Annotated in this window: 25 protein-coding genes and 2 pseudogenes; 13 read left to right on the top strand and 14 right to left on the bottom strand. The window is 61.5% G+C overall.

The genetic code is table 11. The features are described 5' to 3' along the window. Nucleotides 1–431 precede the first annotated feature (431 nt). The 7 genes from LB541_RS27490 to LB541_RS27520 form a co-directional block, all read right to left on the bottom strand. Nucleotides 432–1,196, bottom strand: a complete 765-nt coding sequence (locus LB541_RS27490; RefSeq protein ID WP_140672719.1) for an ATP-binding cassette domain-containing protein — start codon at nt 1,194–1,196, stop codon at nt 432–434. Continuing rightward, on the bottom strand, nt 1,189–2,304 hold the full coding sequence (locus LB541_RS27495; protein ID WP_224620036.1) for a hypothetical protein: 1,116 nt from the start codon (nt 2,302–2,304) through the stop codon (nt 1,189–1,191). The genes LB541_RS27490 and LB541_RS27495 overlap by 8 nt, the downstream gene beginning before the upstream one ends. Nucleotides 2,305–2,429: 125 nt before the next feature. Beyond that, nucleotides 2,430–2,831 carry a periplasmic heavy metal sensor gene (locus LB541_RS27500; protein ID WP_140518260.1) on the bottom strand — a complete coding sequence of 134 codons (402 nt, stop codon included), beginning with the start codon at nt 2,829–2,831 and terminating at the stop codon, nt 2,430–2,432. Then, nucleotides 2,828–3,262: a hypothetical protein gene (locus tag LB541_RS27505; RefSeq protein WP_140518261.1), complete on the bottom strand. Its 435-nt coding sequence runs from the start codon at nt 3,260–3,262 to the stop codon at nt 2,828–2,830. The genes LB541_RS27500 and LB541_RS27505 overlap by 4 nt, the downstream gene beginning before the upstream one ends. Next, nucleotides 3,259–3,855 (bottom strand): RNA polymerase sigma factor, encoded by a 597-nt coding sequence (locus tag LB541_RS27510; protein ID WP_140672717.1) that lies wholly within the window; start codon nt 3,853–3,855, stop codon nt 3,259–3,261. The genes LB541_RS27505 and LB541_RS27510 overlap by 4 nt, the downstream gene beginning before the upstream one ends. A gap of 84 nt (nt 3,856–3,939) precedes the next feature. Beyond that, nucleotides 3,940–4,335, bottom strand: coding sequence for a hypothetical protein (locus LB541_RS27515; RefSeq protein WP_140518262.1), 396 nt, complete (start codon nt 4,333–4,335; stop codon nt 3,940–3,942). Between the two features lie 43 nt (nt 4,336–4,378). After that, nucleotides 4,379–4,813, bottom strand: a complete 435-nt coding sequence (locus LB541_RS27520; RefSeq protein ID WP_140518263.1) for an EF-hand domain-containing protein — start codon at nt 4,811–4,813, stop codon at nt 4,379–4,381. 268 nt (nt 4,814–5,081) lie between these two features. Here LB541_RS27520 and LB541_RS27525 point away from each other — a divergent pair, with 268 nt between their 5' ends. The 4 genes from LB541_RS27525 (at nt 5,082) to LB541_RS27540 (ending at nt 7,235) form a co-directional block, all read left to right on the top strand. Then, on the top strand, nt 5,082–5,489 hold the full coding sequence (locus LB541_RS27525; RefSeq protein WP_224620038.1) for an EF-hand domain-containing protein: 408 nt from the start codon (nt 5,082–5,084) through the stop codon (nt 5,487–5,489). Between the two features lie 39 nt (nt 5,490–5,528). Next, nucleotides 5,529–5,954, top strand: a complete 426-nt coding sequence (locus LB541_RS27530) for a BA14K family protein (RefSeq protein WP_140518265.1) — start codon at nt 5,529–5,531, stop codon at nt 5,952–5,954. Nucleotides 5,955–6,006: 52 nt separating this feature from the next. Then, nucleotides 6,007–6,450 carry a VOC family protein gene (locus LB541_RS27535; protein WP_140672715.1) on the top strand — a complete coding sequence of 148 codons (444 nt, stop codon included), beginning with the start codon at nt 6,007–6,009 and terminating at the stop codon, nt 6,448–6,450. A 485-nt stretch (nt 6,451–6,935) separates the two neighbouring features. Further along, on the top strand, nt 6,936–7,235 hold the full coding sequence (locus LB541_RS27540; protein ID WP_140672714.1) for an FGGY-family carbohydrate kinase: 300 nt from the start codon (nt 6,936–6,938) through the stop codon (nt 7,233–7,235). Nucleotides 7,236–7,372: 137 nt separating this feature from the next. Here LB541_RS27540 and LB541_RS27545 read toward each other — a convergent pair whose 3' ends face one another. The 3 genes from LB541_RS27545 to LB541_RS27555 form a co-directional block, all read right to left on the bottom strand. Next, complete coding sequence (locus tag LB541_RS27545; RefSeq protein WP_140518268.1) at nt 7,373–8,320, bottom strand: choline kinase family protein; 948 nt, start codon at nt 8,318–8,320, stop codon at nt 7,373–7,375. Further along, the gene (locus tag LB541_RS27550; protein ID WP_140518269.1) at nt 8,321–9,445 is read right to left on the bottom strand and encodes a phosphotransferase; all 1,125 of its coding nucleotides are present in this window, start codon (nt 9,443–9,445) and stop codon (nt 8,321–8,323) included. It lies immediately after the preceding gene. A gap of 75 nt (nt 9,446–9,520) precedes the next feature. Continuing rightward, a complete protein-coding gene (locus LB541_RS27555) occupies nt 9,521–10,285 on the bottom strand; it encodes a DeoR/GlpR family DNA-binding transcription regulator (protein ID WP_140518270.1) in 765 nt (254 codons plus the stop codon). Nucleotides 10,286–10,623: 338 nt separating this feature from the next. Here LB541_RS27555 and LB541_RS27560 point away from each other — a divergent pair, with 338 nt between their 5' ends. The 8 genes from LB541_RS27560 (at nt 10,624) to LB541_RS27595 (ending at nt 20,830) form a co-directional block, all read left to right on the top strand. Further along, the gene (locus tag LB541_RS27560) at nt 10,624–10,893 is read left to right on the top strand and encodes a hypothetical protein (RefSeq protein WP_140518271.1); all 270 of its coding nucleotides are present in this window, start codon (nt 10,624–10,626) and stop codon (nt 10,891–10,893) included. Then, nucleotides 10,880–12,433, top strand: coding sequence for an ABC transporter substrate-binding protein (locus tag LB541_RS27565; protein ID WP_140518272.1), 1,554 nt, complete (start codon nt 10,880–10,882; stop codon nt 12,431–12,433). The genes LB541_RS27560 and LB541_RS27565 overlap by 14 nt, the downstream gene beginning before the upstream one ends. A gap of 72 nt (nt 12,434–12,505) precedes the next feature. Beyond that, a complete protein-coding gene (locus LB541_RS27570) occupies nt 12,506–13,492 on the top strand; it encodes an ABC transporter permease (protein WP_140518281.1) in 987 nt (328 codons plus the stop codon). Further along, nucleotides 13,492–14,406, top strand: coding sequence for an ABC transporter permease (locus LB541_RS27575; protein WP_140672712.1), 915 nt, complete (start codon nt 13,492–13,494; stop codon nt 14,404–14,406). Before LB541_RS27570 ends, LB541_RS27575 begins: the two co-directional genes overlap by 1 nt. Beyond that, entirely contained in the window at nt 14,403–16,274 is a 1,872-nt protein-coding gene (locus LB541_RS27580; RefSeq protein WP_140518274.1) for an ABC transporter ATP-binding protein, read from the top strand. Before LB541_RS27575 ends, LB541_RS27580 begins: the two co-directional genes overlap by 4 nt. A 67-nt stretch (nt 16,275–16,341) precedes the next feature. Continuing rightward, the gene (locus tag LB541_RS27585; protein ID WP_140518275.1) at nt 16,342–17,940 is read left to right on the top strand and encodes a GMC family oxidoreductase; all 1,599 of its coding nucleotides are present in this window, start codon (nt 16,342–16,344) and stop codon (nt 17,938–17,940) included. 17 nt (nt 17,941–17,957) lie between these two features. Further along, nucleotides 17,958–19,394, top strand: coding sequence for an aldehyde dehydrogenase (locus tag LB541_RS27590; RefSeq protein WP_140672711.1), 1,437 nt, complete (start codon nt 17,958–17,960; stop codon nt 19,392–19,394). An 11-nt stretch (nt 19,395–19,405) separates the two neighbouring features. Next, nucleotides 19,406–20,830 carry a M20 family metallopeptidase gene (locus LB541_RS27595; protein ID WP_140518277.1) on the top strand — a complete coding sequence of 475 codons (1,425 nt, stop codon included), beginning with the start codon at nt 19,406–19,408 and terminating at the stop codon, nt 20,828–20,830. Here the strand turns inward: LB541_RS27595 and LB541_RS27600 are convergent. Together LB541_RS27600 and LB541_RS27605 are read right to left on the bottom strand one after the other, a co-directional pair. Next, nucleotides 20,827–20,980 (bottom strand): annotated as a pseudogene (locus LB541_RS27600) (IS630 family transposase); the annotation flags it as partial. The gene LB541_RS27595 and the pseudogene LB541_RS27600 sit on opposite strands and share 4 nt — an antisense overlap. 940 nt (nt 20,981–21,920) lie before the next feature. Continuing rightward, nucleotides 21,921–22,142, bottom strand: coding sequence for a DUF2188 domain-containing protein (locus tag LB541_RS27605; RefSeq protein WP_140495891.1), 222 nt, complete (start codon nt 22,140–22,142; stop codon nt 21,921–21,923). Between the two features lie 31 nt (nt 22,143–22,173). Here LB541_RS27605 and LB541_RS27610 point away from each other — a divergent pair. Then, nucleotides 22,174–22,272: pseudogene (locus tag LB541_RS27610) on the top strand (DUF488 family protein); the annotation flags it as partial. A 332-nt stretch (nt 22,273–22,604) separates the two neighbouring features. Here the strand turns inward: LB541_RS27610 and LB541_RS27615 are convergent. Both LB541_RS27615 and LB541_RS28730 read right to left on the bottom strand, forming a co-directional pair. After that, complete coding sequence (locus LB541_RS27615; RefSeq protein ID WP_224620043.1) at nt 22,605–23,174, bottom strand: EF-hand domain-containing protein; 570 nt, start codon at nt 23,172–23,174, stop codon at nt 22,605–22,607. 282 nt (nt 23,175–23,456) lie between these two features. Then, on the bottom strand, nt 23,457–23,678 hold a 222-nt coding region (locus LB541_RS28730), incomplete at its 5' end, for a hypothetical protein (protein ID WP_210242433.1).

The following is a 23,678-nucleotide window of genomic DNA, read 5'->3' on the forward strand; positions in this document are numbered from 1 at the left end:
TGGGTTGTCCGTTTCCTTACCTAACGAAAGCCGTTACTTGCCACTGATTTAAGCCGCATCGCGCTGAGCTGGATGCAAGGTCAGCTTCCCTCCAGATCATGGCGAAGCGGTCGACCCGCTTTCGTGACCAATGCGGCCGCGCTCATAACGCTATCGTCACAATGCATGATTACCTTCTTTGTGGTTAGAACTGAGGCACCGCTCTAGAAAATGCTGACCCTCGGCGACTAAGATGATGGTTATTTGTCAATGGGCTACGAAGCGGTTCGCCCAAATTGATTCAAGAAACTGATCCAGCCATTCGCTGAACCGCATTCATCTTCTACCGAATGGCAGCAATGCGCCCAATTCCGGCAGTTCGGGATGCCTTTGCCATTACCCAAAAGCAGACGTCACCCGAAAGCCATCCCCTCTCGGCAAAATATGCCGCGTTACCTCCTTCGCCAGCTCATGGGTTCCGACAGCGCCTGCATAACGTGGAGCTCAAAGGTCCCGGGTGCGTGGCTGGCGTCGGCCAACTGCCGGGCGTCCCACTCTCGGGCAATGCTGCCCTCGGCCAGAAGCACCGCGCGGCTGCACAGGCCGGGAACCGCTTCGACCACGTGGGTGGAGATGATGACGGCTTGGCGGCGGCTCGCCGGCAATGCAAGGATGACGCGTTTGACCTCGAAGGCGGCAAGCGGATCAAGGCCGTTCAGGGACTCGTCCAGGATCAGCAGCGGCGGCGCCCCGAGGAGAGCCGCGGCAATGGCGATCTTGGCCCGCGTACCGAGTGAATATTCGGCGATTGGTCGGTCGAGCCAGCGGTTGAGCCCGAGCCGGTCAGCGACATTGACGCCAGGCCAGTCGTCTTCGGCGCAGCCGCGGATCGAGGCGACGAGCTCAAGATATTGCCGCCCGGTCAGCGCCACCGGTAGATCGGATGGATGCATGGCAAGACCGAAACCGGATTTGGCACGTTCCGGTGCGCCGGCAAGGTCGATCCTGTCGATCGCCACGGTCCCCCCAAGTGGCGGAATCTGGCCGGTGATCGCCCTGAGCAAGGTGGACTTGCCCGAGCCGTTGGCGCCAAGCAGGCCAAGGATGTCGCCTCGGTCGATCGACAGATCGATGTCGCTGACGACCGCGCGGCCCCCATAGCCGGCGCTGAGCCCGCGAACCGCGAGTATCTCGACGGGATCGGCGCTGCTATCCATGGCGGTATCTCCGTTGCGCCCGGTGCCATAGGAACAGGACAAGGGCGGCAAAGCCAATCAGCACCGTGCGCCCATATTCGAGCGATTCGTAGCTGGTGTAGGCGATGGCGCTGAGGAAGCTCAGCACGGCGACGAACGGCGCCGTCATGAAATAGGCGGCGAACACCGCATAGGCGCCGTTCAGCGCCAGCAGCCACAAGCCACTGGCGAGCGGCATCGTCCAAGCCGATGGCTCCGCCGCCAGGGCAGCACCTGCCGGCATGAGAAAGAAGGCAAGCGACAATTGCAGGGGCAGCCGCGCCAGCCGCAGCCACGCCCTGACAAAGCCGATTGGAGCCGTGCGCAGTACCGGCGAGCCGAGCGGATGGAAGCGCGCGCTCAGCATGAAGACGAGAAGGCCGCCGGTCAGGCCCGCCATGGCCGCTGGCACGGCGTCGTGATGAACGAGGCTGATTGCTGCGGAAAGGGCCGCGACGAAACCGAAGAAGACGGCCGCCCCCACCAGTCGCCAGGACGCGCGCACATGGCCAGCCGGCAGGCCCAAGGCCCAGCTGGAGAGCCAGGCTGGTGCCGAACGGTCGAAAGCACCGAGCCATGGACGGCGCCTACGCCCATCGCCCAGCGGGCTGGCCTTGTCGTCGAGGCTGATCGTGTCCCGGCCGCGCAGCCGCCAGCCGGCTGCCGCCCACAGGCCGGCGACAAACAGGATCGCGGCGCCCAGACCCCAGACCGGCGCCAGCGGTTTTGCGATGACGGCGCAGCCAAGACCGACCGCCGCCATGACGGCCACGACAAGCGGAACGCCCATCGCAAATATCGCCACCGTCGCCATGCGCCGGCGCTCCCGAAGAGAGAGCGGCAACGCCTTCAGGAACGGCGCGAAGGCGCGCGACAAGCAAAGCCTGGCGAGCGCGTTGCCAGCGAAGCCGCCAAGAATGAGAAGCGCGCCCGGCAAACCAAGCAGCCACAGCGCCTGCTCCTGCCGCAGCGTCGCGGATGCCGCCTGCAAAGCGAGAACGATGTCAGCGATGGCATAGGCAAGCAGAGCCGCACCGCCGGCGACGATCCAGGCAAGGTCGCGGCAGCGCATCGAGCGCAAGCCAGCCAAGAGCTCGCGCCGAAGCAGAGTCAGGACAAGCCTGTCGTGCCGCATTGTTCCATCATCGTGATCGCAGACCGTTGGATATCGACATAGGTCGGCGACGATTGTGCCGCCAGTAGGGCCGTCGCGTCTCAACCTCCCACGGCGGCCTTGGCGTTGACATTCTTTAGCGCGGCCAGGAGATAGTCCTGCATGGTCGCCTGCAGGTTGGTCGTTGCGCTGCGCACCGCCGCCATCGCGTCCTTCACCGCCGCTTCGTCAAAGGGTTTGGCTGATTGTGCCGCTGCCAGATTGGCGCGCGCGGCACGCAGTTCGCGCAGTGCCTGGAAGGTGCGCGCGCGGTTGTCGCGCAGCACGCCACGGAACTCCTTCCTCACCTCGGGCGGATAGCTGCCGGCAATCTCTGACAACAGCACGCGCGCCGCCGCGCCCTGGCGCAGGCCGTGCATGGCATAACCGACCAGGAAGAAGTTGACGGCGAGCGAAAGGGCGAGCAGCACCAGCGTCGCCGTCCATGTCCAGGAACGCTTCAAAGCGAGCCCTCCTCTGCCGGATAATCCGCGACAACACCGCCATCGGCCAATGACGATCCCGACGCCAACGCCAGAAGCTCCGTATCCGACGGATCGTCCTGCAGCCGCGCCACCTGGTAGCCGGCCAGCGTCGCCGCCACGAGCGCGGCAGCGGCGCAGGCTACGAACCCGGTCGGACTTAAGAGCAGGCGCGCCAACAAGGACGGGCCAGGCGAGCCGGCTTCGATGCGAGCCAGCACATTGCGTGCCAGTTCTTGGTCGTCGCCATCGATCAGCGCCGCCTCGAGCACGAGGCGGTCGAGAGCGGCATCGGGATCGTTCTTCCGCTCCGCTGCCATCAAGGCCAGTGCCTGCTGGCGGAAGGGTGCGGGCCATGCCTCGACTGTGTCGCCGAAGCGGCGCCTGCATCGTTCAAATTCGTCCCGTGTCATGAGGACTTCCTTTCGCGGCCCACGGCCGCCATTGCCAAATGATCCCTGAGCGCGCGCCGTCCGCGGACAAGCAATTGCTCGGCCGAGCCGACGCTGCTGCCCATCACCTCGGCGATCGCCGCGATGTCGAGGTCGCCGACGGCCCTGAGCAGCACCGCCATGCGCTGCCGTTCCGGCAGGCGCGAGAGCCCGTCGCGCACGATCGCCAGTTCCTGCCGCGCCGCGGTCGTCGCTTCGGCATCCGCCTCCGGCGAAGCGACTTCGTCCCTTACGTCGTCCAGCCCGATGAAACTGCGTAGCGCCCTGCGTCGACGCTGGTCGATGCAACGGTTGGCAGTGATCCGGTAGAGCCAGGTTGAAGCCCGCCCTCTGACCGGATCGAATCGCGCGGCCTGTTTCCAGACGGTCACGAACACCTCCTGCACCACATCCTCGGCGTCGCCGGCATTGCCGAGATAGCGCGCGGCAAATATCCGCAGCCCACGGCCATGGCGGGCGATAAGCTCGGACAGCGCGCTTTGGCTGCCCGCGGCGATGCGCGCCAGAAGCTCATCGTCACCGCGGGGCTCCTCATGTCGCACGGCGGCGGGCATCCACGGACGAGACTGCTGGTTCGGCGAATCCGAAATTCGCATCGATCAGGAGGAGCACAGAAACGAATTTCGGATTCAAGTCCATCACACCAGATGTCCGCGCCGCCAGTGGCGGAAGCCATGGACCGTGTTGCCGTTCGGGCCGGTGAAGCTGCCGACCGAGCGGCCCCGGAACGGCCCGCGCGCCGACACCCGTTTCCCCGAAAAGGACTGCCCATTCGGCCCAGTCCCAGAATAGCTTCTGGCGCAGCGGTCAACAACGCCTCCCACGCATTTGGAACTCGACGTGTAGGTGCCGCCATTCGGACCGGTGCGGGTGGTCGAGCCGGTGTAGACGCTGCTGTCCTTGCCGACGCTGCGGCTGATCTCGCCACCATGCACGGTCGGTCGCTGCCATTCCTCGGCTGACGCCGGCGAAGCGGCCGACCAGACAAGCATCGCACCGAGGCAGAACATCGGAATCTTTACCGAAGACAACATGTCGTACTCCTTGTTTTGTAAAGGGAATGATCGCTGCCGATTATCAATTGGCGTGCTCGGCGATCAGCTTGCGGACCGAGGCGAGCTCGTCGGCCGAGAGCTTGCCGTCGCTGTCGCGGTCCGCGAGGTCGAACAAAGGCATGCTGCTGGCGAATTCCTGTTCTGACACCTTGCCATCGCCATTGGCGTCCATGCGCCGCCAGCGGCTGGCGAGCCGCGCCTGCGCGGTCTCGGCGCGGTCATTGATCGCCTGGCGGGCGCTTTCGATTTCCTTCTCGTCGATGACGCCATCGTCATTGCCATCAAGCCGCTTGAACAGGCGCTGGCGGGCGGCTGTCATCTCATCCTTGGAGATGGCGCCGTCGTCATTGGTATCGATCCGTTGCAGGATGCGCTGGCCCGGCATGTCCTGAGCCTGAGCCGCGCACAGCGGCGAGAGCCCGATAAGCAAGGCCGCTATCAGTACTGAGCGTTTCATGATCATGTCCTTTCATTGTCAGGCCGCGGGCGGCCACTGCAGCCCGATACGCAGCGAGAGCTCGGCTCCTACGCTCGACGCCCAAGATTCTTTGCTGCCTCGAATTCTCTATCGCGGCGGGGATAGGCAGCGGCGCCGACCGCACTTTGAAAAAAGTCATCTTCGCGTTGCGTAGGAGCACAAAAGGCGCTGCGTAGAAGCCTCTGCAAGGACGGTCCGCGGCGGACCATCCGACCCCAATGCGGAGATCAATATGAACAAGATCGTCATGGCCTTTGCCGGCCTGCTGCTTGGCGCGGGAAGCGCCTGTGCGGCGGACGGCAGTGCCAGGGAACTCTTCCGGCGCGTGGACACCAACGGCGACCGCAAGCTCGAATTCAGCGAAATCCAGGCCGCGCGAGCGCAGATGTTCGACCGGATGGATGCCAACCACAATGGTTTGCTCGACGCGGGCGAAGTGCGCGCGGCAGTGGAACAGGTGAAGTCGAAGCGCGACTTCCAGGCCGCCCAATTCGGCGGCTTCCAGGCCCAGGCCGACCGCATCGACCGCAATGGCGACGGCAAGATTTCGCGCGCCGAGTTCGCCGCCTTCATCCCTGACCGGTTGCTGCAGGCGGACACGAATGGCGATGGCGCGCTTTCTATCTCCGAACTGCGTGCGCTCCGACGTCAGTAATCCCCGAACCCTTCGACCCCATTCAACAGGAGTGAAAAGATGAAGCGGACAATCACAGCGTTTTGCGGTTTGATGATTGGCGCCACAGGGCTCGCCTCGCCGGCCGAGGCCTTGCCTGTCGTGCCGGCCTCTGCCCCGGCGTCGGTCGCCACAGCGCCGACGCCAGTCTGGTTTCGGCGCGGCTTCTACGTCGTTGGCGGCGGATACTACTATAATGGGTATCGCGGCTATGCCCGCGTGCGGCCAGGCTACCGCTACTATAATGGCTACTGGTTCCCGGCAGCCGCCTTTGCCGCCGGCGTCGCGGCGGTGACTGTCGCACCGGTAGCGCCAAGTCCGGCCGTCCGATTGGAAGCAGCGCATGTGCGCTGGTGCTACGAGCGCTACGTCTCCTACCGCGCCTGGGACAACAGCTACCAGCCCTATAACGGTCCTCGCCAACAATGTTGGTCGCCTTATAGTTGAAGGCTCTTCGCTGAGGGCCTCCAACCCTTTCAAGGCAGCATAGGGGATGACCATGATCGACAACCGCTCGATGCCCACGAGCACGGTCATACCGGTGCTTTCGTATCGCGATGTCGAGACGGCCAGCCATTGGCTTTGTGAGGCCTTCGGCTTTGAAATACGGCTGATGATCGGCAATCATCGTGCCCAGCTCGGCTTCGGAGACGGCACCGTCGTTGTCACAGAATTGAAGTCTGGCGGACTGACGGGGACAGGTGGTCCATTCGCAGTGATGGTACGCGTCGAGGATGTCGACGGGCACCACAGGCGAGCCGCGCGGCATGGCGCAGCTATTCTCAGCGGGCCAACGAGCCATCCCTATGGCGAGCGTCAGTATTCCTGCCGTGACCTCGACGGCCACAATTGGACCTTTTCGCAGTCGATCGCTGATGTAGTGCCCGAGGACTGGGGTGGCATCGTCATGGAAAGCTCAAACGGTCGTGATCTGGAGAGCTGACACCGACTTGCTGCAGCGACAGCCCATCAGCTTTTGGATTGCGACGCCGTTACGACTTGCTCAACGGCTAAGACCAACCTCATCGTGCAAGCGACTGCAGCTTGATGACCGTCTCCGATTTCCGCCACCGGGAGAAGCATTCACGAAACCAGGCGCCTTCCTCCGTTGGCGTGATGTCGGCGCTCGCGTATTGCGATCAATGCGTAATCTGGGACGATCTCGACCCAGAAGGCTTACGCCACCGCGGTACTAGCGCCGGAGCACCACGCCAACGCTAAGCTGGATGCCGCAATCGATGTTTCCCGGTCGGAAGCTGCCGATCTGCTCCGGCCCCAAACCAGCCGTGCTCGTTTGCGGGTTCATCGACTCTTTGTGGATGAAAGAGACACCGCGCGCATGGAAAACTAGTCCTCCTCCCGTCCTTAGGTTCGCCAGACCATACGAGAGAATACGATGGAATGGGCTGGCGAACCATTCGCTAACGTATGGATTGCCCACAGGAAACGTTGACCCTGGCCGATCCCATATCAATCGATGGCGGTTTGGTGCGTAGCACCTTTTTTTGCCAGTTTCTGGCCGACATTCTCGGACGGGAAATCATATGCTCCCAAATAGATGAATTGACTGCCCTGGGGTGCGCGACGCTTGCAAACGACCAGGTCAGAAAAATCCCGATGAAGATTGCGGCCGGGGTCGTGGCGCGGTTCTTCCCCGCCGCTATCGCGCGCGATGTTCTAAGGGCTAGGCACAAGGACGCGATTGGCAGGGCGCGAGGTTGGCGCTGAGCAACGAGGAATACTGGTGCGCGACTGCCTTGGCTCGAGATCAACAGGGGTATGGACCATCCCGATTGGAGGGTCGTGATTAATGCACTGACTGCAAACCAGCCAATCGGCAATTTGAGATTCGGATCGTCCCCGAATCAGAGTGAGGCCAGCGATCGGCCCCAGCGCCGGTCGTTCAGCGTCGAGTGCAGTCGCATCCGCTTCCAGGCGCCGAACTTGTAGAAATCGAAATCAATGTCGGAGATAGCCGTCTGGATCATGGCCCAAAGCGACCATTTGAAATCGCCAAGCATCCGATAGACGAACATGCGCGCCTGAACGGCCGGCTCCACCCGGCCGAAATAGGCTTCGATGGCTTCGTTGTTCATACAATCATCGAAGAACATTTCCGAGCACCACGTTGCCAAATCGTAGCAACGGTCGTTGTTGGAAGCGTATTCGAAATCAACGATCATAATACGGCCGTCGCTGGTTGACAGGAAGTTGGCGGGGGCGGGGTCGTTGTAGCAAGGCACGAGATCGATCCCCGCGGCTTCGAGCGCAGTACGCGCTGCCCGATATTGTGCGTGGATCGAAGGAAAGCCGAGGGGCAGCTCCCCTCCCAACTCGGCCAGTTGCTCGAGATGCTCCTCGATCATGTCGAAGACGGTCTTTGTGAGACCGAGAAGGGGGGAGTCGTTGAACGAGCGGTAAAGCGCGATTGTGCTCTCCCTGATGCCGGCCGCGTGAAAATCCCTGGTAACGCATGTGCGGGAATTCTCGACGAAATCGTAGATTTCTATGCCCTCGTCTTTCAGATAGTCGAAGCATCGGGGCCCGATGCCGAGCAGGTAGGCTCGCTGGCCCGCTTCCAGGGACGCGGCGCGATCGATGAAGCGCTCCGTGCCCGGGCCAGGCAACTTGACAAAAAAGGAGCCGCGTTCGCCGGCCACGCTGACACGCCAGTTGGAGTTGCTGAAGCCGCCGAACATCGGCCGGTAGCGAATGGCCTTGCCTTGCCAGGCGATGACCTTGGATAATGCTGCCTCGAGTTGGCGCTCGGCGAGGGTGTTGCCTTCGCCCAGGCTTTTTTCAACGGCGGACATTCAAAGCCACCCGGCACGAGGGTCGAGATCGACGCCGGCCAATGTGGTCCGGCACCGGATCAGGCGCCAACATGCATAGCGGAAGAATTCGACATCCTTCCTTGCGGAGACGGCGTCCATGACCAGTCCCCACATGGTCCACGCCAGGTCATCGGCAACCGCATAGAGCTTGGCGCGGCGAAGGCTTTCAAGCCGCGCGCGGCCCTCGAACATTTCAAGAGCAGGCAGCATCTCTTCTTCAGGCCCGAAGGCTTCGTTCATCAGGATACCAAACTCGAAGTAGGGGTCGACATTGCGCGCCTCGTCGAAATCCACGAGTTGGATATTGCCGTGAGTGTCGATCAGGATGTTGGAGGCGAGGCCATCGGCATGAGCCGGAACGGTGTCCACGCCGGCAGCCTCGATCATGCGCTCGATACGGAACACATCGTCCTGCAAGACAGTTAGTTCACTCGGCGCACCGCTCGTGTTGCGTGCGATTTCCGCCTGAAGGATTCTGATCCTGTCGAAGACAGACCAGGTACGCGTCAGGCGAGGGCCGGAATGGATCCTGCGCTTGATGGCAAGCACGGCATCCATGACGTCTGCGTTGCGCAAGTCATTGACGCGTGCTGTCCTCCATCCGTCCAGAAAGTCCATCAGCGCGATGCCGCGCACGGCGTCCGAAACCAGGATGTCGGGCGCGCAGCCGAGTATCGCCGCCTTCCGCTGGGCGTCGAAAGAAGCAGCCGTATCGATATAACGACGCTGATCGGGATGAATGACTTTCAGCAGCAGGGAAGGGCGTTGGCCTTCCATTGATAGTTCGAGCCGCGTGCTGTCGATGCCGCGATGCGTAGGCACAAGGAGACCAGGCGCGCCCGCCTCCGCCGCGACTTTTATCCGGGCTGCGCTCCATGTCTGACGGTCCAGGCGCGATGTCGCCGCGCGATCGACAAGGCCATCCCAATCCTTCGCGAGAATCGCAGAAAGTGCATTCGTCGCGGCAGTGCCGGCGACTTCCGTTAAGTCTTTGCGGGGCGTCGAGCCCTTTTCCGCCAAAGCCATTTCCGTCAGGTAAGATTGTCTCGCGCACTGTTCGAACGATGCCGCTGCCGGTCCGGCCAACGGCGCCGACAGGGCCAAGCCGATGCTATCGCTCCGGTGTCTTGTGTAAAGAAAAGATTTGGAGGCAGGCAGGTTTTGGAATGCGCGCCTTGGCTAGACCCTGATGAGGTCGACGCCCAGTTCGTCGAAACGTTGCACGAACTCCTCGCCCACGCCCTTAGTCGTAATGACGTGATGCGCATCGCCAAGGCCGAAGGCGCGCACGGAGCCGAAGCGTCCGAACTTCGATGCGTCGGCCACCATGATGGTGGTGGAAGCCTGTAGTCTGGCGGCATCGTGCAGTGCGACCTCGTCCTCGCCGAAGCCCATGAAGCCGTGGTCGTAGTGAACAGCGCTGACGCCCATCAGCGCCAGATCGAAACGATGGCCATTGAGCGCGGTGATGGTCGCGTGGCCGAAGGTCGCCTGGTACTCCGGCACCATCGGGCCGCCGAGCACGCGAACGCTGGTACCCCAGCCATGCGAAAAGAAGTGCGCCGCGACGGCAATGGAATTTGTGAAGATGGTCAGGTCCTGATGCTTGTGCAACTGCTTCACGCAGGCGAGCGTCGTCGTGCCGGAACTGACGAATATCTTCATCCCGTCGCGAACGAGGCTAGCAGCCTTCTCCGCGATCCGGTTCTTTTCCGGCGCGTTGACCTTGTTTCGTTCGACGAAGGGCTTGTCGGCCTCGTTGGGCGTGATGACCGCACCGCCATAGACTCTTCGGGCGAAGCCGTTGACTTCAAGGATGCGCAGGTCGCGCCTGATGGATTCAGGACTGACCTCAAGACGCTCCGCTAAGGCATTGACGCTCGCGCGTTCGTTGGCTCGCAGGATTTCAAGAATCTTTTCCTGCCGGAATTCTGAAAATCTCATGGACTCATTCTACCGCCGGCCGCTGGGGCAGCCCATCTGCGTTCCCTGACATGAGCGGCTTCAACAGCCTTGGGCTAATGGCTTCCGCGACCAAGTCAAGCCTCCCGTTTCCGGCATGATAAGTTCAGGCCGATGATCCGTCAATTCGGCAAAAATTCATAAAACATCCAAATCGTTCAGCCATAGCATGCATCAGGCTGAGTTTGGAAAGAAATTTCACCTTTAAAATCAACAGTTATATCAAATCTGACTGACTCTAAGCGGCCTCAATGTCATCCGATTTACGAATCTGTGCGCTTGCAGAGCGGTTTGGCTTGACTCTGAATGGTGCGACTATAATGATGTTTTTGACCGATTTGTTGATTCTGGCTTTGGCGGACGAATCGGTTGCGCGACGAGCCCTTCAAGGCGCCCTTCCGGGCGCCGCGATTGGAATCGCCGAGTGTGGCTGCGACGCCGCGCATTTCCTGCACATCCAGAGATGGATGGAGTGTTTCGGACCGGCGGTGGAGGCTGGGACTGTGATCGGCTTGGCAATTGATAACGAAGTCGCGCGTTCCAGCAAGGCGCGCATGCAAGCAAAGGGGAACATCAATGGTTACGCGTAGAGATCTTATTGTAGGGGCTGGTGCGCTTGGCGTGGCGGGCATGGTCGGCGGCATGCCGGTGCCAGTGCGCGCTGACGGCAAGAAAAGTGTCGTGCTTGCCTCGATGGGGCCGGTTACCGGCAACTGGGACCCGACCTCCCACACCACGCTCGGGCAGGGCAATTTCGAGAAGTTCGTGTTCAATGCGCTGACCAGGGCCCCGATGCGTGACGGCGAGGCGGACCTTCTGGAGCCGGCGCTGGCCGAAAGCTGGTCCCTGATCGACACGAACACGATCGAGTTCAAGCTGCGCGATGGTGTGAAATTCCACGATGGCAAGGAATTCGGCGCCGAGGATGTGAAGGCCACCTACGAATACTCTTCCGATCCGAAGCGCCCGGCCGCCTCATTCTGTCCTGGCAAGGTTGATGTCGAAGTCGTCGACCGCCTCACGGTTCGACTGCACACCGGGAAGTACGGCTATCCGGCTTCCGCCTGGTGGTTCATCTCGAGTGTGATACCGGTTCTGTCGGCCAAGGATGTCGCCGATCCCAAGAGCCTGGAAAAGCGCCCGAACGGCACCAACGCGTTCAAATATGTTGCCACCAACGGCGACCAGAACGTGCTGGCCGCCAATGACGATTATTTCGGCGGCCGTCCGAAAGTCGATGAGGTGATCTACGCCTACGTGCCCGACGCCAATACACGTGTCCTAGGCTTGCTCAACGGCCAGTATCATATCGCCGAGCGCCTCGAGCCAGAGCAGTACGCCTCGCTTCAGGGCAACCCCAAGGTCGTCACCCGCAAGGGCCTGACGACAGAGAACAAGTATCTGCACTTCCGCTGCAACAAGCCGCCATTCGATGATCCTCGCATCCGCCTCGCGGCATGCCATTCGATCGACCGCAAGCAGATCCTGGAACTCATGGGTGACGCGGCGCTGCCCACCAGCTGCTACATCTCGCCAATGAAGTTCGGCTTCAAGGATATCGAGGGTTATCCCGACTACAATCCGGAGGAGGCGCAGCGCCTGCTCGCGGAAGCCGGCTTCCCGAAAGGCGAAGGCCTGCCGCAGCTCGAATACATCACGTCGATCGGCTTCTATCCGAAGACGAAGGAATATGGCGAGCTGATCACCGCCATGCTCCAGGAGCAGGGCTTCAATGTCCAGCTTACCGTCCTTGAGCCGGCCGCATGGGAAGTCGCCATCTATCGGCGAGCGGACGGACAGGGTCAGGGCCATATGTGCGACGTGGGCTGGATGACGCCCTCGCCGGAGCCGGACCTTGTGCTGCGGCCGAACTGGCATTCGAGTGCCGCGCTCATCAGCGGCATTAACGATCCCGAGATCGATGCGGCGCTCGACAAGGAGCGCAAGGCACCCAATCCGGAAGAGCGCCTGAAGATTCTTACCGAGGAAACCTTCCCGACGATGGCGAAGAAGGTTCCGAGCTTCTCGTTATTCTCTGCGCTCACCTTCCATGGCGCATCCAAGAGCCTTGAGGGCGCCGTCTACCTCCCTTACGGGCCGATCGACTTGTCCAAAGCCGATCTGGTCTGACGCAAGGAACAGGCGGCGCCGGATTCTTACCGGCCGACGCCGCCACTCTCCCCGCACGAGACGGACTCCATGCTGTTTGCCATAGATTTTCTCATCCGCCGCCTGGCCCAGGGCGCGATCATCGTCGTTGCCATCGCGCTGCTGATCTTCACGTTGCTGCGTGTCGTGCCCGGAGATCCCGTGCGGCTCATGCTGGGGCCGATGGTGTCGCCCTCGGTCGCGGAGCAAACCGCCAAGGATCTTGGATTGCGCGACCCGATAATCGTTCAGTTCGGTCGCTATATGGGACACGTTCTGCAAGGCGATTTCGGACGCTCCTTCGTGCGAAGCGCTCAAGGCGGCAGCACTGGCGGTTCTCGCGGTGAATCGACTTTCGATGCGAGCAATCGAGCGTCTGTGATCGGGCTTATCGTCACGACCTTGCCCTACAGCCTCCTGCTGGCCGGCCTCGCTTTTCTGATCTCGCTGGCTGTCGCCTTGCCGCTCGGTGTCTGGGCCGGGCTCAATGCCGGGAGATGGCCGGATCGCTTCGCGCTCTATCTGAGCTCAGTGCTGGTTTCATTGCCCAATGTCTGGCTTGGACTTGTGTTCATTTTCCTGCTGTCAGCCAAAACCGGATGGCTTCCCGCGATCGGTTATCAGAACTGGACCTATGCCATACTGCCGGCGCTGGTCCTCGCGGTTGAACTCATTCCGGTGATCGTGCGCTCCCTGTCGGTGTCCGTGTCGTCGAACCTCCTCGATCCCTATGTGTCCGTAGGTCAGATACGCGGCCTGACGCGTGCGCGGATGATCGCCGCGCATGTGCTGCGCAACTCATCCATTCCGTTGCTCAACCTTCTCGGCATTCAGGCGGTGGGTCTGATCCTCGGTGGTCTCTTCGTCATCGAGTATCTCTTCAACTATCCAGGCATCGGTCTGCTGATGATCAATGCAGTGTTCCAGCGCGACTTTCCCATCATCCAGGCGATCGCAATCTTCTCCTGCGTCGCGCTCGTACTTGTGAACATATTGGTCGATTTCGCCTCGACCACGATAGACAGAAGGCTGCAGTACTGATGTCGGAGCAAGCCATCGTCGAAACCACTGCCAGCCAGCCGGCGAAGTCGCGCAGCCTGGGCGCCAGCATTTTCCTGAATGCCGCGAGGACGGCGGAGTTCAGGGTGGGTGCGGTGATATTCCTCGGCCTCCTGCTACTGTCGGTCGTCGCGCCCACATTGCTCGGGCTTTCGGCGACAAAGTTCAGCGTGGGGCTGAAATTCTCACCGCCCTTCCCGGAGCAAGGCTGGGTCTGGCCGCATATGTTTGGCACAGATCAGCTCGGCCGCGATCTTCTGGCACGTTCGCTGATAGGGCTGCGGAACGCATTGATGATCGGCATTGCCAGCGTCATCGGCATGTTCGTCATAGGTTCGGCGATCGGAATGCTGGCGGGCTATGCCGGCGGCTGGACCAGTCTCATCCTGATGCGCATCACCGACGCGCAGATGTCCATCCCAGTCATCATTCTGGCAATCACGATCCTCGGCGTGACACGGCCGACACCGATGTCGGTGATTCTGGTGTTCATCCTCGCTGGCTGGCCGGGCTACGCCCGCATAGCGCGCAGCGTCACCATGTCGGAACGGCGAAAGGAATATGTGCGCGCTGCCAAGATACTGGGCGCCTCGGACCTGCGCATTTTGCTTGTGCACATCGCGCCCAACACTTTGCCGCCTATAGCTTTCGTGGCCGTGCTCGACGTCGCGCGCATGATGATATTCGAGGCGATCCTGGGGTTTATAGGCATCGGCATCCAGCCGCCTACGCCGACCTTCGGCACCATAATCGCCGACGGCACGAAATATCTCATGAATGCCTGGTGGATCACCACCATACCCGGCCTGCTGCTGGCAGCGTCGCTGTGCGGCATCAACCTGATGGGTGGCGCTCTCGAACGCTCCCGTAACAAATTCCTGCAGGGGGTTCTATGAGCGCGGAAAGTGCCAAAATCCTCGAGGTCTCGGACCTCTCGATCGATCTCGCCACGGCTGCCGGTGCTCGGCGCGCGATCCTGCGCAACGTCGATCTTTCGGTCTCGAAGAACGAAGTCCTGGGCATCATCGGCGAAAGCGGCTCCGGCAAAACGGTCCTGTCGCGCGCACTGGTGAACTGGATAAGCCCACCGCTTCTGCCGACGGGTGGAAGTATCGCCTACCGTGGGCGCAATCTGTTCGGCCTTCCGCCCGCCGAGATGCAGAAGCTGCGCGGCCGCAAGGTAGCCTACATCGGCTCGGACCCAGGCAGCGCGCTCGATCCCACCATTCCGGTCGGCCAGCAGATCATAGAGAAGCTTCGCGCCGTTGAGCCTGGTATCTCGACCGCCGACGCGAGGGCCCGCGTATTGCGGGTGCTGGATGCGGTACGCATTCCCTCGCCGGCGCAGCGCTTCCACGAATTTCCGTTCCAGTTCAGCGGCGGCATGATGCAGCGTGTACTGATCGTCGACGCGCTCGTCACGAATCCGGACTTGCTGGTGGCGGACAACATCACGCAGCCGCTCGACGTGACAGTGGCGGCCCAGATCCTGCGCCTCCTGCGCGATCTGCAGCGCGACTTCTCGACAGCGATCATATTCGTCTCCTCGGCGCTCGGGGTGCTGAACGAGATTGCGGACAACATTCTGGTGCTGGCCGATGGCCGGGTGGTCGAATGTCGTGACACGCGCAGCCTCATCGAGAAGCCGGACCACAGCTACACCCGCAATCTCATCGGGAGCCTGCCTCGCATATGGAATGCCCAACCGACGGCGGCCGCGCCGGAAGAAGCTGTGGACGACAAGCGCGAAGTCATCCTCTCGGTACGTGACGTCTATCGCTCCTACTCCACCAAGGATCGCCAGAGGCTGTTCGCGCATCGCGTGGTGCAGGCCGTACGCGGCGTCTCGTTCGACGTCTACAAGGGTGACAATCTCGGCATCGTGGGCGAATCCGGCTGCGGGAAATCGACGTTGTCGCGGCTGCTCAGCCGCCTCGAGGCTCCGAACAAGGGACAGATACTGTTCAAGGGACAAGACATCGCCCGTCTGGGCGGCCGCAAGCTGATGGACTTGCGCCACAGATTCCAACTGCTGCTTCAGGACCCCTACAACGCCATCCCGCCACACCTGAGCATCGGTCGCACAATCGCTGAGCCGCTGCGTATCCATGGCGGGTTGGCCGCGAAGGAGATCAGGGAACGCGTGGCGGCGACGATGAACGAGGTTGGCCTGCGGTCCGACCTTACGGACAGATTGCCGGTGGGCCTCAGCGCCGGTCAGCGCCAACGTGTCAATATCGCGCGCGCCATGGTGCTGGAGCCGGAACTGCTCATTCTCGACGAGACCTTGTCCGCGCTCGATCAGGTCGAGCAGGGCAAGTTGCTGGACCTGTTCGAGGGGCTGCAGAACCGGCACGGCATCACTTATGTCTATATCTCCCACGATCTGAGCATGGTTCGCCGCGTCTGCAACCGCGTAGCCGTCATGTATCTCGGGCGCGTGGCGGAACTTGCCGGCAACAGGGCCACGTTTTTCGATCCCGCGCACCCCTATACGCGGGCATTGCTCAGCGCGGTGCCAGCCATTGAGCACAAGCCTTACGATACCGGGACCTACCTGCTGGAAGGCGAACCGCCCGATCCGATCGACATCCCTCCGGGCTGCAGTTTCCGCACACGCTGCCCCTTCGCCTTCGCGCGTTGCGTGAGCGAGGACCCCAAGCTGATGAAGCGCAGCGGCGACGACTATGCTGCCTGCCATCTTGTCACCGCCGGAGCCGCCGCACCGGTGAGGATGCCCGCCGTGGATGTGAGGGCATCGTGAGGATAGCTAGATTTCCAACCGCGTCCGGCAGCGCGATGCGGCTTGCAGCGCCCGCCTCAAATTTCTGATGAGCACGTCCACTATGGAATTCGATTACATTGTCGTAGGGTCTGGCAGCGCCGGCTCACCGCTCGCAGCGCGTCTCGTCGAAAAGGGCGCGAGTGTCCTTCTCCTCGAGGCGGGCAAAAGCGAAAAGCTGCATCTGACACGCGTGCCGGCCGCGCTGATGCATACGATCGGCAACGTCCGCTACGACTGGAATTACGTGACCGAGCCGGATCCCAGTCGCAATGGTCTGCAGGAATCATGGCCACGGGGGCGCGTTCCGGGCGGATCCTCGGCCATCAACGGCATGATCTTCATTCGCGGCGCCGCGGCCGACTACGACGCCTGGGAGGCGATGGGCAACAAGGGATGGGGATGGAATTCGGTGCTTCCCTATTTCCGCAAGATGGAGACCGCCGATAACGACAAGGATAATGCCTATCGCGGCGGCATGGGACCTCTCCGGGTGTCGGCCCTACGCTGGAAGCACCCGATATCGGCCAAGTTCATCGACAGCTTCGTCAATGCGGGCGTCCCCCTGAACCCCGATCTCAACGGAAGATCCCACGAGGGTGTCGCCTGGAATCAGGGCTCCACCAGAGGCGGCGTTCGTCACTCGGCATTCGACGCCTTCATCCTGCCTCGCCTCGGTGACGCCAAGCTCACATTCCTGGACGATGCGTTGGTCGAGCGCATCGTACTGGAAGGCAAACGGGCTACCGGCGTCGACATTCTGCGCGGCAGCCAGAAGGTACGAGCCACGGCACGGCGCGGCGTGGTCTTGTCGGCCGGATCCATCAACTCGCCGCAGATACTGATGCTCTCTGGCATCGGCGATCCGGACCAACTGACCCCCCATGGGATTGGCGTGCGGATCGCAAGTCCCGAGGTCGGCCGCAACCTGATGGAACATCCGGGCCTCTATGTCCGTGCGGAGATGAATGTCAAGACGGGGAATGCCTATGCATCGCCGATCGGACGGGCAAAAGCATTCGCCGAATGGATTCTCTCGCGCAATGGTGTGTTGAGCGTGCCCACCGCCCAGGTGCTCGCCTTCCTGAAATCGACGCCGGATAGGGAGATACCGGACCTCCAGTTCCATCTCTTCCCCTTCGGATACTTCAACGACAACGGCCGTTTGCACGTGCCGACGCGCAACCTTGTTACCATCCTGGCCAACGTCAACTATCCCAAGAGCACCGGCCACCTCGAGCTTCGTTCCAGCGATCCGCGACAGCCGGTGGCGATCTATCCGCGCCTGCTCGACCATCCAGACGACGTTGCCTGCGTGCTGCGCGGCTTGGATTGGATACGCAGGCTCGCTTCGACGCCCCCGTTCGGCAGCCATGTGCGCGAGCTCATCGACGTGCCGGCTGAAGGCGCGGGGCCTGCCGCGGACGAAGCCTATGCGCGCAAGGCCACGGTGCCGTTCCTGCATCCGGTGGGCACTTGCCGGATGGGATCGGACGAAAACGCGGTCGTCAGCCCGGAGCTTCGCGTACACGGCACCGAAGGGCTCTGGGTCGCGGATGCCTCGATCTTCCCGCGTCATATCGCCGGCAACACCAACGCGACGGCGATCATGATCGGCGAGCGTGCGGCCGACCTCATCCATCCGTAGCGGAGAACTAGTTTATCATGACGCGGAATTTCACGCAGAACTTCGTCGGCGGCAGGCGCGTGGATCCCCTGGGCGCCGATTTCATCGAGGTCCGCTCGCCCTACGACGGAAGCCAGGTCGGCGCGGTGCCGCTGGCAGCGCAGGCCGACGTGGATCTTGCGGTCGCGACGGCGCGCAAGGCATTCGACGAGGGCGCTTGGCCGCGCATGCCGGTGGTCGACCGTATTGCTGTTATCCGCAGGTTCGCGGAATTCTACGAGACCCGCTCCGACGAGTTCGCCGGTTTGGTGACGGCGGAGATGGGCGCGCCGGCCTGGTTTGCCAAAGCCATCCAGACCCTCATTCGTGATCAGGGCCAAGCCTATGTCGTTGCCGCCGAGGGGTATCCTTGGGAAGTGCATCGCGCTGGCTATCCCCGGGGCAACGCAGTTTGGGTCCGTGACCCGGTAGGCGTGGTCGCCGCTGTCATCCCGTGGAACGCGCCACATCAGGTCGCTCTGGCGAAGCTCTTTCCGGCCCTGCTCGCCGGCTGCACGGTGATCCTGAAGCTGGCGCCGGAAACCGCGATTGACGGCCAGTATCTGGGCGAGTTGTTCAGTGAGGCGGGACTGCCGGAGGGTGTCCTGAGCATCCTGGTCGCTCACCGGGAGGTAAGCGAATATCTGGTGACGCATCCGGGCGTGGACAAGATCGGCTTCACCGGCTCCACTGCTGCCGGCGGCCGCATCGCCAGCCTGGCGGGCGCACAACTGAAGCGCGTCAGCCTCGAGCTCGGTGGCAAATCCGCGGCAATCGTGCTGGACGATGCTGATATCGGCCAGACAGTCGATGCGCTCCGCTATCGTTCCTTTCCCGACAATGGGCAGGTCTGCGTCGCGCAAACGCGTATCCTCGTGCCGCGCCGGCGCCACGATGCCTTTGTCGACGCGCTTGTGGACAATGTCTCTGGCATGACGATTGGCGATCCGGCGGATCCTGAGACTTTTCTGGGGCCGCTCGTGGCGGAACGCCAGCGTCAGCGTGTGCTCGACTTCATCGCTGCGGGCATCGAAAGCGGAGCCGATCTTGCCGCCGGAGGGCTGGGGATGCCGGAAGGCATCAATCACGGCGCCTTCGTCAAGCCCACGATTTTTGCCAATGTCAATAACGCCTCGCGCATCGCTCAGGAGGAAATCTTCGGCCCGGTCGTGTGCGTCATTCCCTACGACGGCGTGGACGATGCCGTTCGGCTCGCGAACGACTCTATCTATGGCCTGTCGGGTTCGGTGTGGACCTCGGATCCTGATCGAGGATTGGAGGTCGCGCGTCGCATCCGAACCGGCGGCGTGACCGTCAACAACGCGGCCTCCGATCTCCTGTCGCCATTCGGCGGCTTCAAGCGCAGTGGGATCGGACGCGAATTCGGTCCCGAGGCGATCAACCACTACATCGAACACAAGACCGTAGCTGTCTGAGCGGGGACGACATGAGCAATAGTCCTGCCGTCTGGGGGCACGTTGAGGCATTGGCCAGGCGCTTTGTTGAGCTGAGCGACAGGGTGTGGGGAACGCCCGAACTCAACTATCAGGAACACCGCTCGTCACAGGAGCACGCGCGCATGCTGCGGGAGCAGGGTTTTCGGGTCGAGACGGGGCTCGCCGGAATGCCGACCGCAGTCATGGGAGAATCGGGGGAGGGCGGATCGGTAATAGCCTTCCTCGGAGAGTTCGATGCGCTGCCGGAACTCAGCCAGGAGGCTGGCGCGGCGGAACATCGGCCTCTCGCAGGAAACGGGCCAGGCCATGGCTGCGGCCACAACCTTCTGGGGTCCGGTGCGATGCTCGCCGCCACGGCGGTGAAGGAATGGCTGGCCGCGGGCAACCTGCCCGGCCGCGTGCGCTACTATGGCTGTCCGGCAGAGGAAGGCGGGGCCGGCAAGGCCTTCATGGTTCGCGACGGCATTTTCGATGATGTGGATGCGGCGATCTCGTGGCATCCATTTGCATTCGCCGGCGTGATGGAGCCAGCAGCGCTGGCCTATGCCATTCTGGATTTTTCCTTCACGGGGCGCTCGGCTCATGCTGCTGGCTCACCGCACCTTGGGCGTAGCGCGCTCGATGCCGTCGAGCTGATGAGCGTTGGCTCGAACTACCTGCGCGAGCATATCCCCTCCGACTGCCGGCTTCACTATGCCTATCTCGACGCAGGTGGGCCGGCGCCCAACATCGTACAGGCTCAGGCGACGGTGCGTTACATCGTGCGATCGCCACGCGCCGGCGAAGTCGTGGCGCTTGTCGACCGTGTCAAGGGCATCGCCGATGGCGCTGCCCTGATGAGTGAGACCACAGTAAAGTCGCGCCTCGTGTGCGCCATGAACAGCTTGCTTGGGAATCGCGTGTTGGAGCGGGCTTTGGCCCGCAATTTCGAAATGCTCGGGCCACCGGAATTCGACGCGGAGGACGAGGCCTTCGCGCAACGGATACAGGCAAGTCTGACGCAGGATCATGTGCAGTCGGCATATGCGATGTTCGGGCTGGAGCCCGGCGCAACGGCATTGTGCGACCGCATCATTGGAGTCGGATCGAACGGCAAGCAGATGCTCGGATCGACTGATGTGGGAGACGTGAGTTGGAAGGTACCGACGGTCCAGGCTTATGGCGCCACTATGGCGATCGGGACGCCGCTTCACACCTGGCAGGTCACAGCCCAAGGCAAATCGCCTCATGCCCATAAGGGAATGGTGCATGTTTCGAAGGTGATGGCAGCCACCGGGGCGGATCTGCTGAGCGACGCTGCCGTGTTGATCGAGGCGAAGAAGGAGCACGCCTCCAGACTGGCGCGCGATCCTGTGGTGAACATTCTTCCGGCCGACCTTTCTCCGCCGCTTCTTGGCTGGAGCATGTCCGCTTAATCCGGATCATATCCTGTGGCGTGGAAGTAGTTTTGGCACTCACCCTGAGAGCAGCTCGACGATCGAACCGACTGCGCCCCACAGCGCCTTGATGAGTCGCGCTGCTTTGGAGCGCAGAAGCGCCGTGAGTTTTGAGAATGCGTTCTCGATTGCTTGTCGCGAACCAATGGTCAACGCTGGCGAGACACGAGAGTTTCTGAAATCGAAGCGCTCGCGGTCGAGTTAAAACGCCACATCAGGATGCGCATAGGTCAGGAAGAAGCCAGCCTTCCCATCTGTCAGCGCGGACAGGTTTGCTTCGATCCCGCCTCGATCCGGGATCAGCGAGCTTTGCAAGTCGGGTATTTCCGCCGCCAGCGCGCGAGGCCAGTTTGGGAAGAACGTGATGGTCAGCGTATGAAGAGCGGCAAGATAATGAGCAGGCCTCGCAGGGAGAGTTTCCGGGCGTCCCGGACCACGCTGTCCGAACTTGCAGCGCAACTGCCGGCACAGATCGCGTGCCGACCTTCGACAAGCGAAAGTCCAGCTTCAGCGCGGCCATGCCGCTCTCGGAATCGCCTGGATAGCGCTGCCCATCAGCACGCCAAGGCCGGACAGTTCGTCAGCCGTTGTTTGCCACTGATTTAAGCCGCGTCGCGCTGAGCTGGATGCAAGGTCAGCTTTCCCTCCAGACCATATCGAGACGGTCAACCCGCTTTCGTGACGAATGCGGCCGCGCTCATAACGCTATCATCAAAATGCATGACTACCTTCTTTGTGGTTAGAACTGAGGCACCGCTTTCAGAGAAACTAGTCGTCTTTTTGGTCCTTTGGTTCGCCAGACCATACGAGAGAATACGAAGGAAAAGGTTTGGCGAACCAGCTACTAACGTATTGTTTTCCCGTAGAAAACGATGACCCTCCGGGCCCACCATCGTCCTCTAGACCCCTTGTAAATCCTACAAACTGCTGTTTCCAAGCGCTTTCCGCCCTGTATGGTTCCAACATTGGCTCCAACATTTGGGTGGTTTTGGGTGGCAAAAGTCGCTGGTCTGATAAGAAAGAAGAGCGCCTATTTTTACGTGCGCAGGATATCCTTGTGTTGAAGCCGCTAACCGCGCGGCGGGAAGGGATCGTTGCCGTAAGAGTTCGAGTCGCGGATCTGCCCGTTGGGGCGATGGATCACCACCTCGCTGTGCTGGTTGATGGCGATGTCTCTTGCCGAGGCGACCGCACCGGCTTGGGTCGGATGAAGCGAAGTGGCGCGGTTATTGCCGGCGCCGAGCACCGCCCACTGACCGTCGCGAGGTACGACATGCTGATTTTTGCCCATGAAAGTCTCCGTTAAGGTTCGTTTGTCCGTCGGCAGGCAGCAGCGGTGCGCCATCATGTGCTCGGAAACGCTTTGGTGGCGCTGCCACAGGAGAATCGTCGCGAATTATCTGATCAGTCGTGGCGAGTCCGCGCCGCCGCGGCATCGGAGACGCGCAAGGTCGGGTGTGTGAGGCGGATGTTCGGCTTGCGCCGGGTTTTGTGCAGTCCTGCATTTGAATAGACGTGCTTTGCCTGCACCAGCCGCCCATCAGGGTGCGGAACTGAGCCAATTCATGAAACCTTGCTGGAAGCGCCGAGGCACTTCGGCCTCTGGCACGTTCCACGAATTGAAGAGACGCTTGCCTGCTTCGGGTCACTGCACGAGCATGCTCGCATCGGTGTGGAGGTCCGATCGACCAGCCGGGCATACTACCAACCGATGCTAGGGATAGCGTCCAAAAAAGCGCCTAAGTTCGAAGTGCTACTGCATCTCTCCACTTCCGCGACTATGTGAGAAGGATTCAATCTCCTCCAAATCAATCCTGCCATCGCCGTTCTCGTCGACGACGTCAAATATCCTCCCGATCACATCCTGGATCTCGCTCTGCGAAAGTGCTCCATCGCCGTCGGCGTCCATTATCGCAAACATTATTTTCATCCTGGCCGCGTGCATCATGCGAGGCCCCATGCGATCAGGCTTTCGAGCTATCCTGTCCCCATCGTGCGGCCTTTGCCCTATGTCCCGGTGCCAATCTTGCCGATGCGGAGGCCTTTCTTCGGGGCCGCGATCTCCCTGCAGCTTGTCCTGTAACATCTCGTCCATCATCTGCCGCATCATCTCACGCGTCTGGTCTTCTGTCTGTTTGTTAGGGCCTGGCAGTGGTGTGGATCCAGACTGCTGCGGCGGCGGCTTAAGCTCCGGTGTCCCACTCGTCTGGGGGAGCGCCGGCAAGCTTAACATGACCAAAGCAGCGGCAGCTGCCGTCGTCCCACATTGTACTTTCATCGGATTTTCCTTCCTTGAATGGCCATGCCAAACTTCGGCATTCACGGCCAAACTTGCTCCTCAGACTTTGGTTCCGGATGCAAGCTGCACAATAGAAGCTCAAATCGTGAGGTTCGGCAGCTGAAGTACGATGCAGCGATGTCGAGCGACAACATCTTCGGTCATTTGATGGGCCGCCTCGCTCACGGCTGCGGGGTACTCACCGTTTGGCGGGCGCCGACGACGCAAACCGCCGCCGAACTGAAAGCGATTGCATCTTCACACGGCTGGACGCCCGAACCCGTGTTGAGGAACTGTCGGCTTCGGAGACTGTCAGTGGCGCGGCCATCAGACGATTTCCAGACTGCCGACCTTCGCTTGGGTGAGACGCGTAAAGGCTATCGAACGCGCAATCGAGGAACACAAACCACGGTGATCGTTGCTGCCGAAATGGTGAGATAGAGAATGCTCGCAGGCTGCTCCTAAAAAGATGATCGAACGCCGCTTGGAATGGAACATGCGCTCCCACCACTGCTTGGCGCTCCGCCGGCATGCATTGTAGAGCTTGGC

Source organism: Mesorhizobium sp. BR1-1-15 (assembly GCF_020165475.1).
GTDB lineage: Bacteria > Pseudomonadota > Alphaproteobacteria > Rhizobiales > Rhizobiaceae > Mesorhizobium.

Excerpts from the sequence above, each read along its gene's own strand:
- LB541_RS27590 (WP_140672711.1), top strand. The coding sequence starts at position 17,958 with ATGACGCGGAATTTCACGCAGAACTTCGTCGGCGGCAGGCGCGTGGAT.
- LB541_RS27515 (WP_140518262.1), bottom strand. The coding sequence starts at position 4,335 with ATGTTGTCTTCGGTAAAGATTCCGATGTTCTGCCTCGGTGCGATGCTT.
- LB541_RS27555 (WP_140518270.1), bottom strand. The coding sequence starts at position 10,285 with ATGAGATTTTCAGAATTCCGGCAGGAAAAGATTCTTGAAATCCTGCGA.
- LB541_RS27525 (WP_224620038.1), top strand. The coding sequence starts at position 5,082 with ATGGCCTTTGCCGGCCTGCTGCTTGGCGCGGGAAGCGCCTGTGCGGCG.
- LB541_RS27560 (WP_140518271.1), top strand. The coding sequence starts at position 10,624 with ATGATGTTTTTGACCGATTTGTTGATTCTGGCTTTGGCGGACGAATCG.
- LB541_RS27585 (WP_140518275.1), top strand. The coding sequence starts at position 16,342 with ATGAGCACGTCCACTATGGAATTCGATTACATTGTCGTAGGGTCTGGC.
- LB541_RS27510 (WP_140672717.1), bottom strand. The coding sequence starts at position 3,855 with ATGCCCGCCGCCGTGCGACATGAGGAGCCCCGCGGTGACGATGAGCTT.
- LB541_RS27520 (WP_140518263.1), bottom strand. The coding sequence starts at position 4,813 with ATGAAACGCTCAGTACTGATAGCGGCCTTGCTTATCGGGCTCTCGCCG.
- LB541_RS27540 (WP_140672714.1), top strand. The coding sequence starts at position 6,936 with ATGGATTGCCCACAGGAAACGTTGACCCTGGCCGATCCCATATCAATC.
- LB541_RS27575 (WP_140672712.1), top strand. The coding sequence starts at position 13,492 with ATGTCGGAGCAAGCCATCGTCGAAACCACTGCCAGCCAGCCGGCGAAG.
- LB541_RS27595 (WP_140518277.1), top strand. The coding sequence starts at position 19,406 with ATGAGCAATAGTCCTGCCGTCTGGGGGCACGTTGAGGCATTGGCCAGG.
- LB541_RS27505 (WP_140518261.1), bottom strand. The coding sequence starts at position 3,262 with ATGACACGGGACGAATTTGAACGATGCAGGCGCCGCTTCGGCGACACA.
- LB541_RS27535 (WP_140672715.1), top strand. The coding sequence starts at position 6,007 with ATGATCGACAACCGCTCGATGCCCACGAGCACGGTCATACCGGTGCTT.
- LB541_RS27580 (WP_140518274.1), top strand. The coding sequence starts at position 14,403 with ATGAGCGCGGAAAGTGCCAAAATCCTCGAGGTCTCGGACCTCTCGATC.
- LB541_RS27545 (WP_140518268.1), bottom strand. The coding sequence starts at position 8,320 with ATGTCCGCCGTTGAAAAAAGCCTGGGCGAAGGCAACACCCTCGCCGAG.
- LB541_RS27565 (WP_140518272.1), top strand. The coding sequence starts at position 10,880 with ATGGTTACGCGTAGAGATCTTATTGTAGGGGCTGGTGCGCTTGGCGTG.
- LB541_RS27530 (WP_140518265.1), top strand. The coding sequence starts at position 5,529 with ATGAAGCGGACAATCACAGCGTTTTGCGGTTTGATGATTGGCGCCACA.
- LB541_RS27490 (WP_140672719.1), bottom strand. The coding sequence starts at position 1,196 with ATGGATAGCAGCGCCGATCCCGTCGAGATACTCGCGGTTCGCGGGCTC.
- LB541_RS27605 (WP_140495891.1), bottom strand. The coding sequence starts at position 22,142 with ATGGGCAAAAATCAGCATGTCGTACCTCGCGACGGTCAGTGGGCGGTG.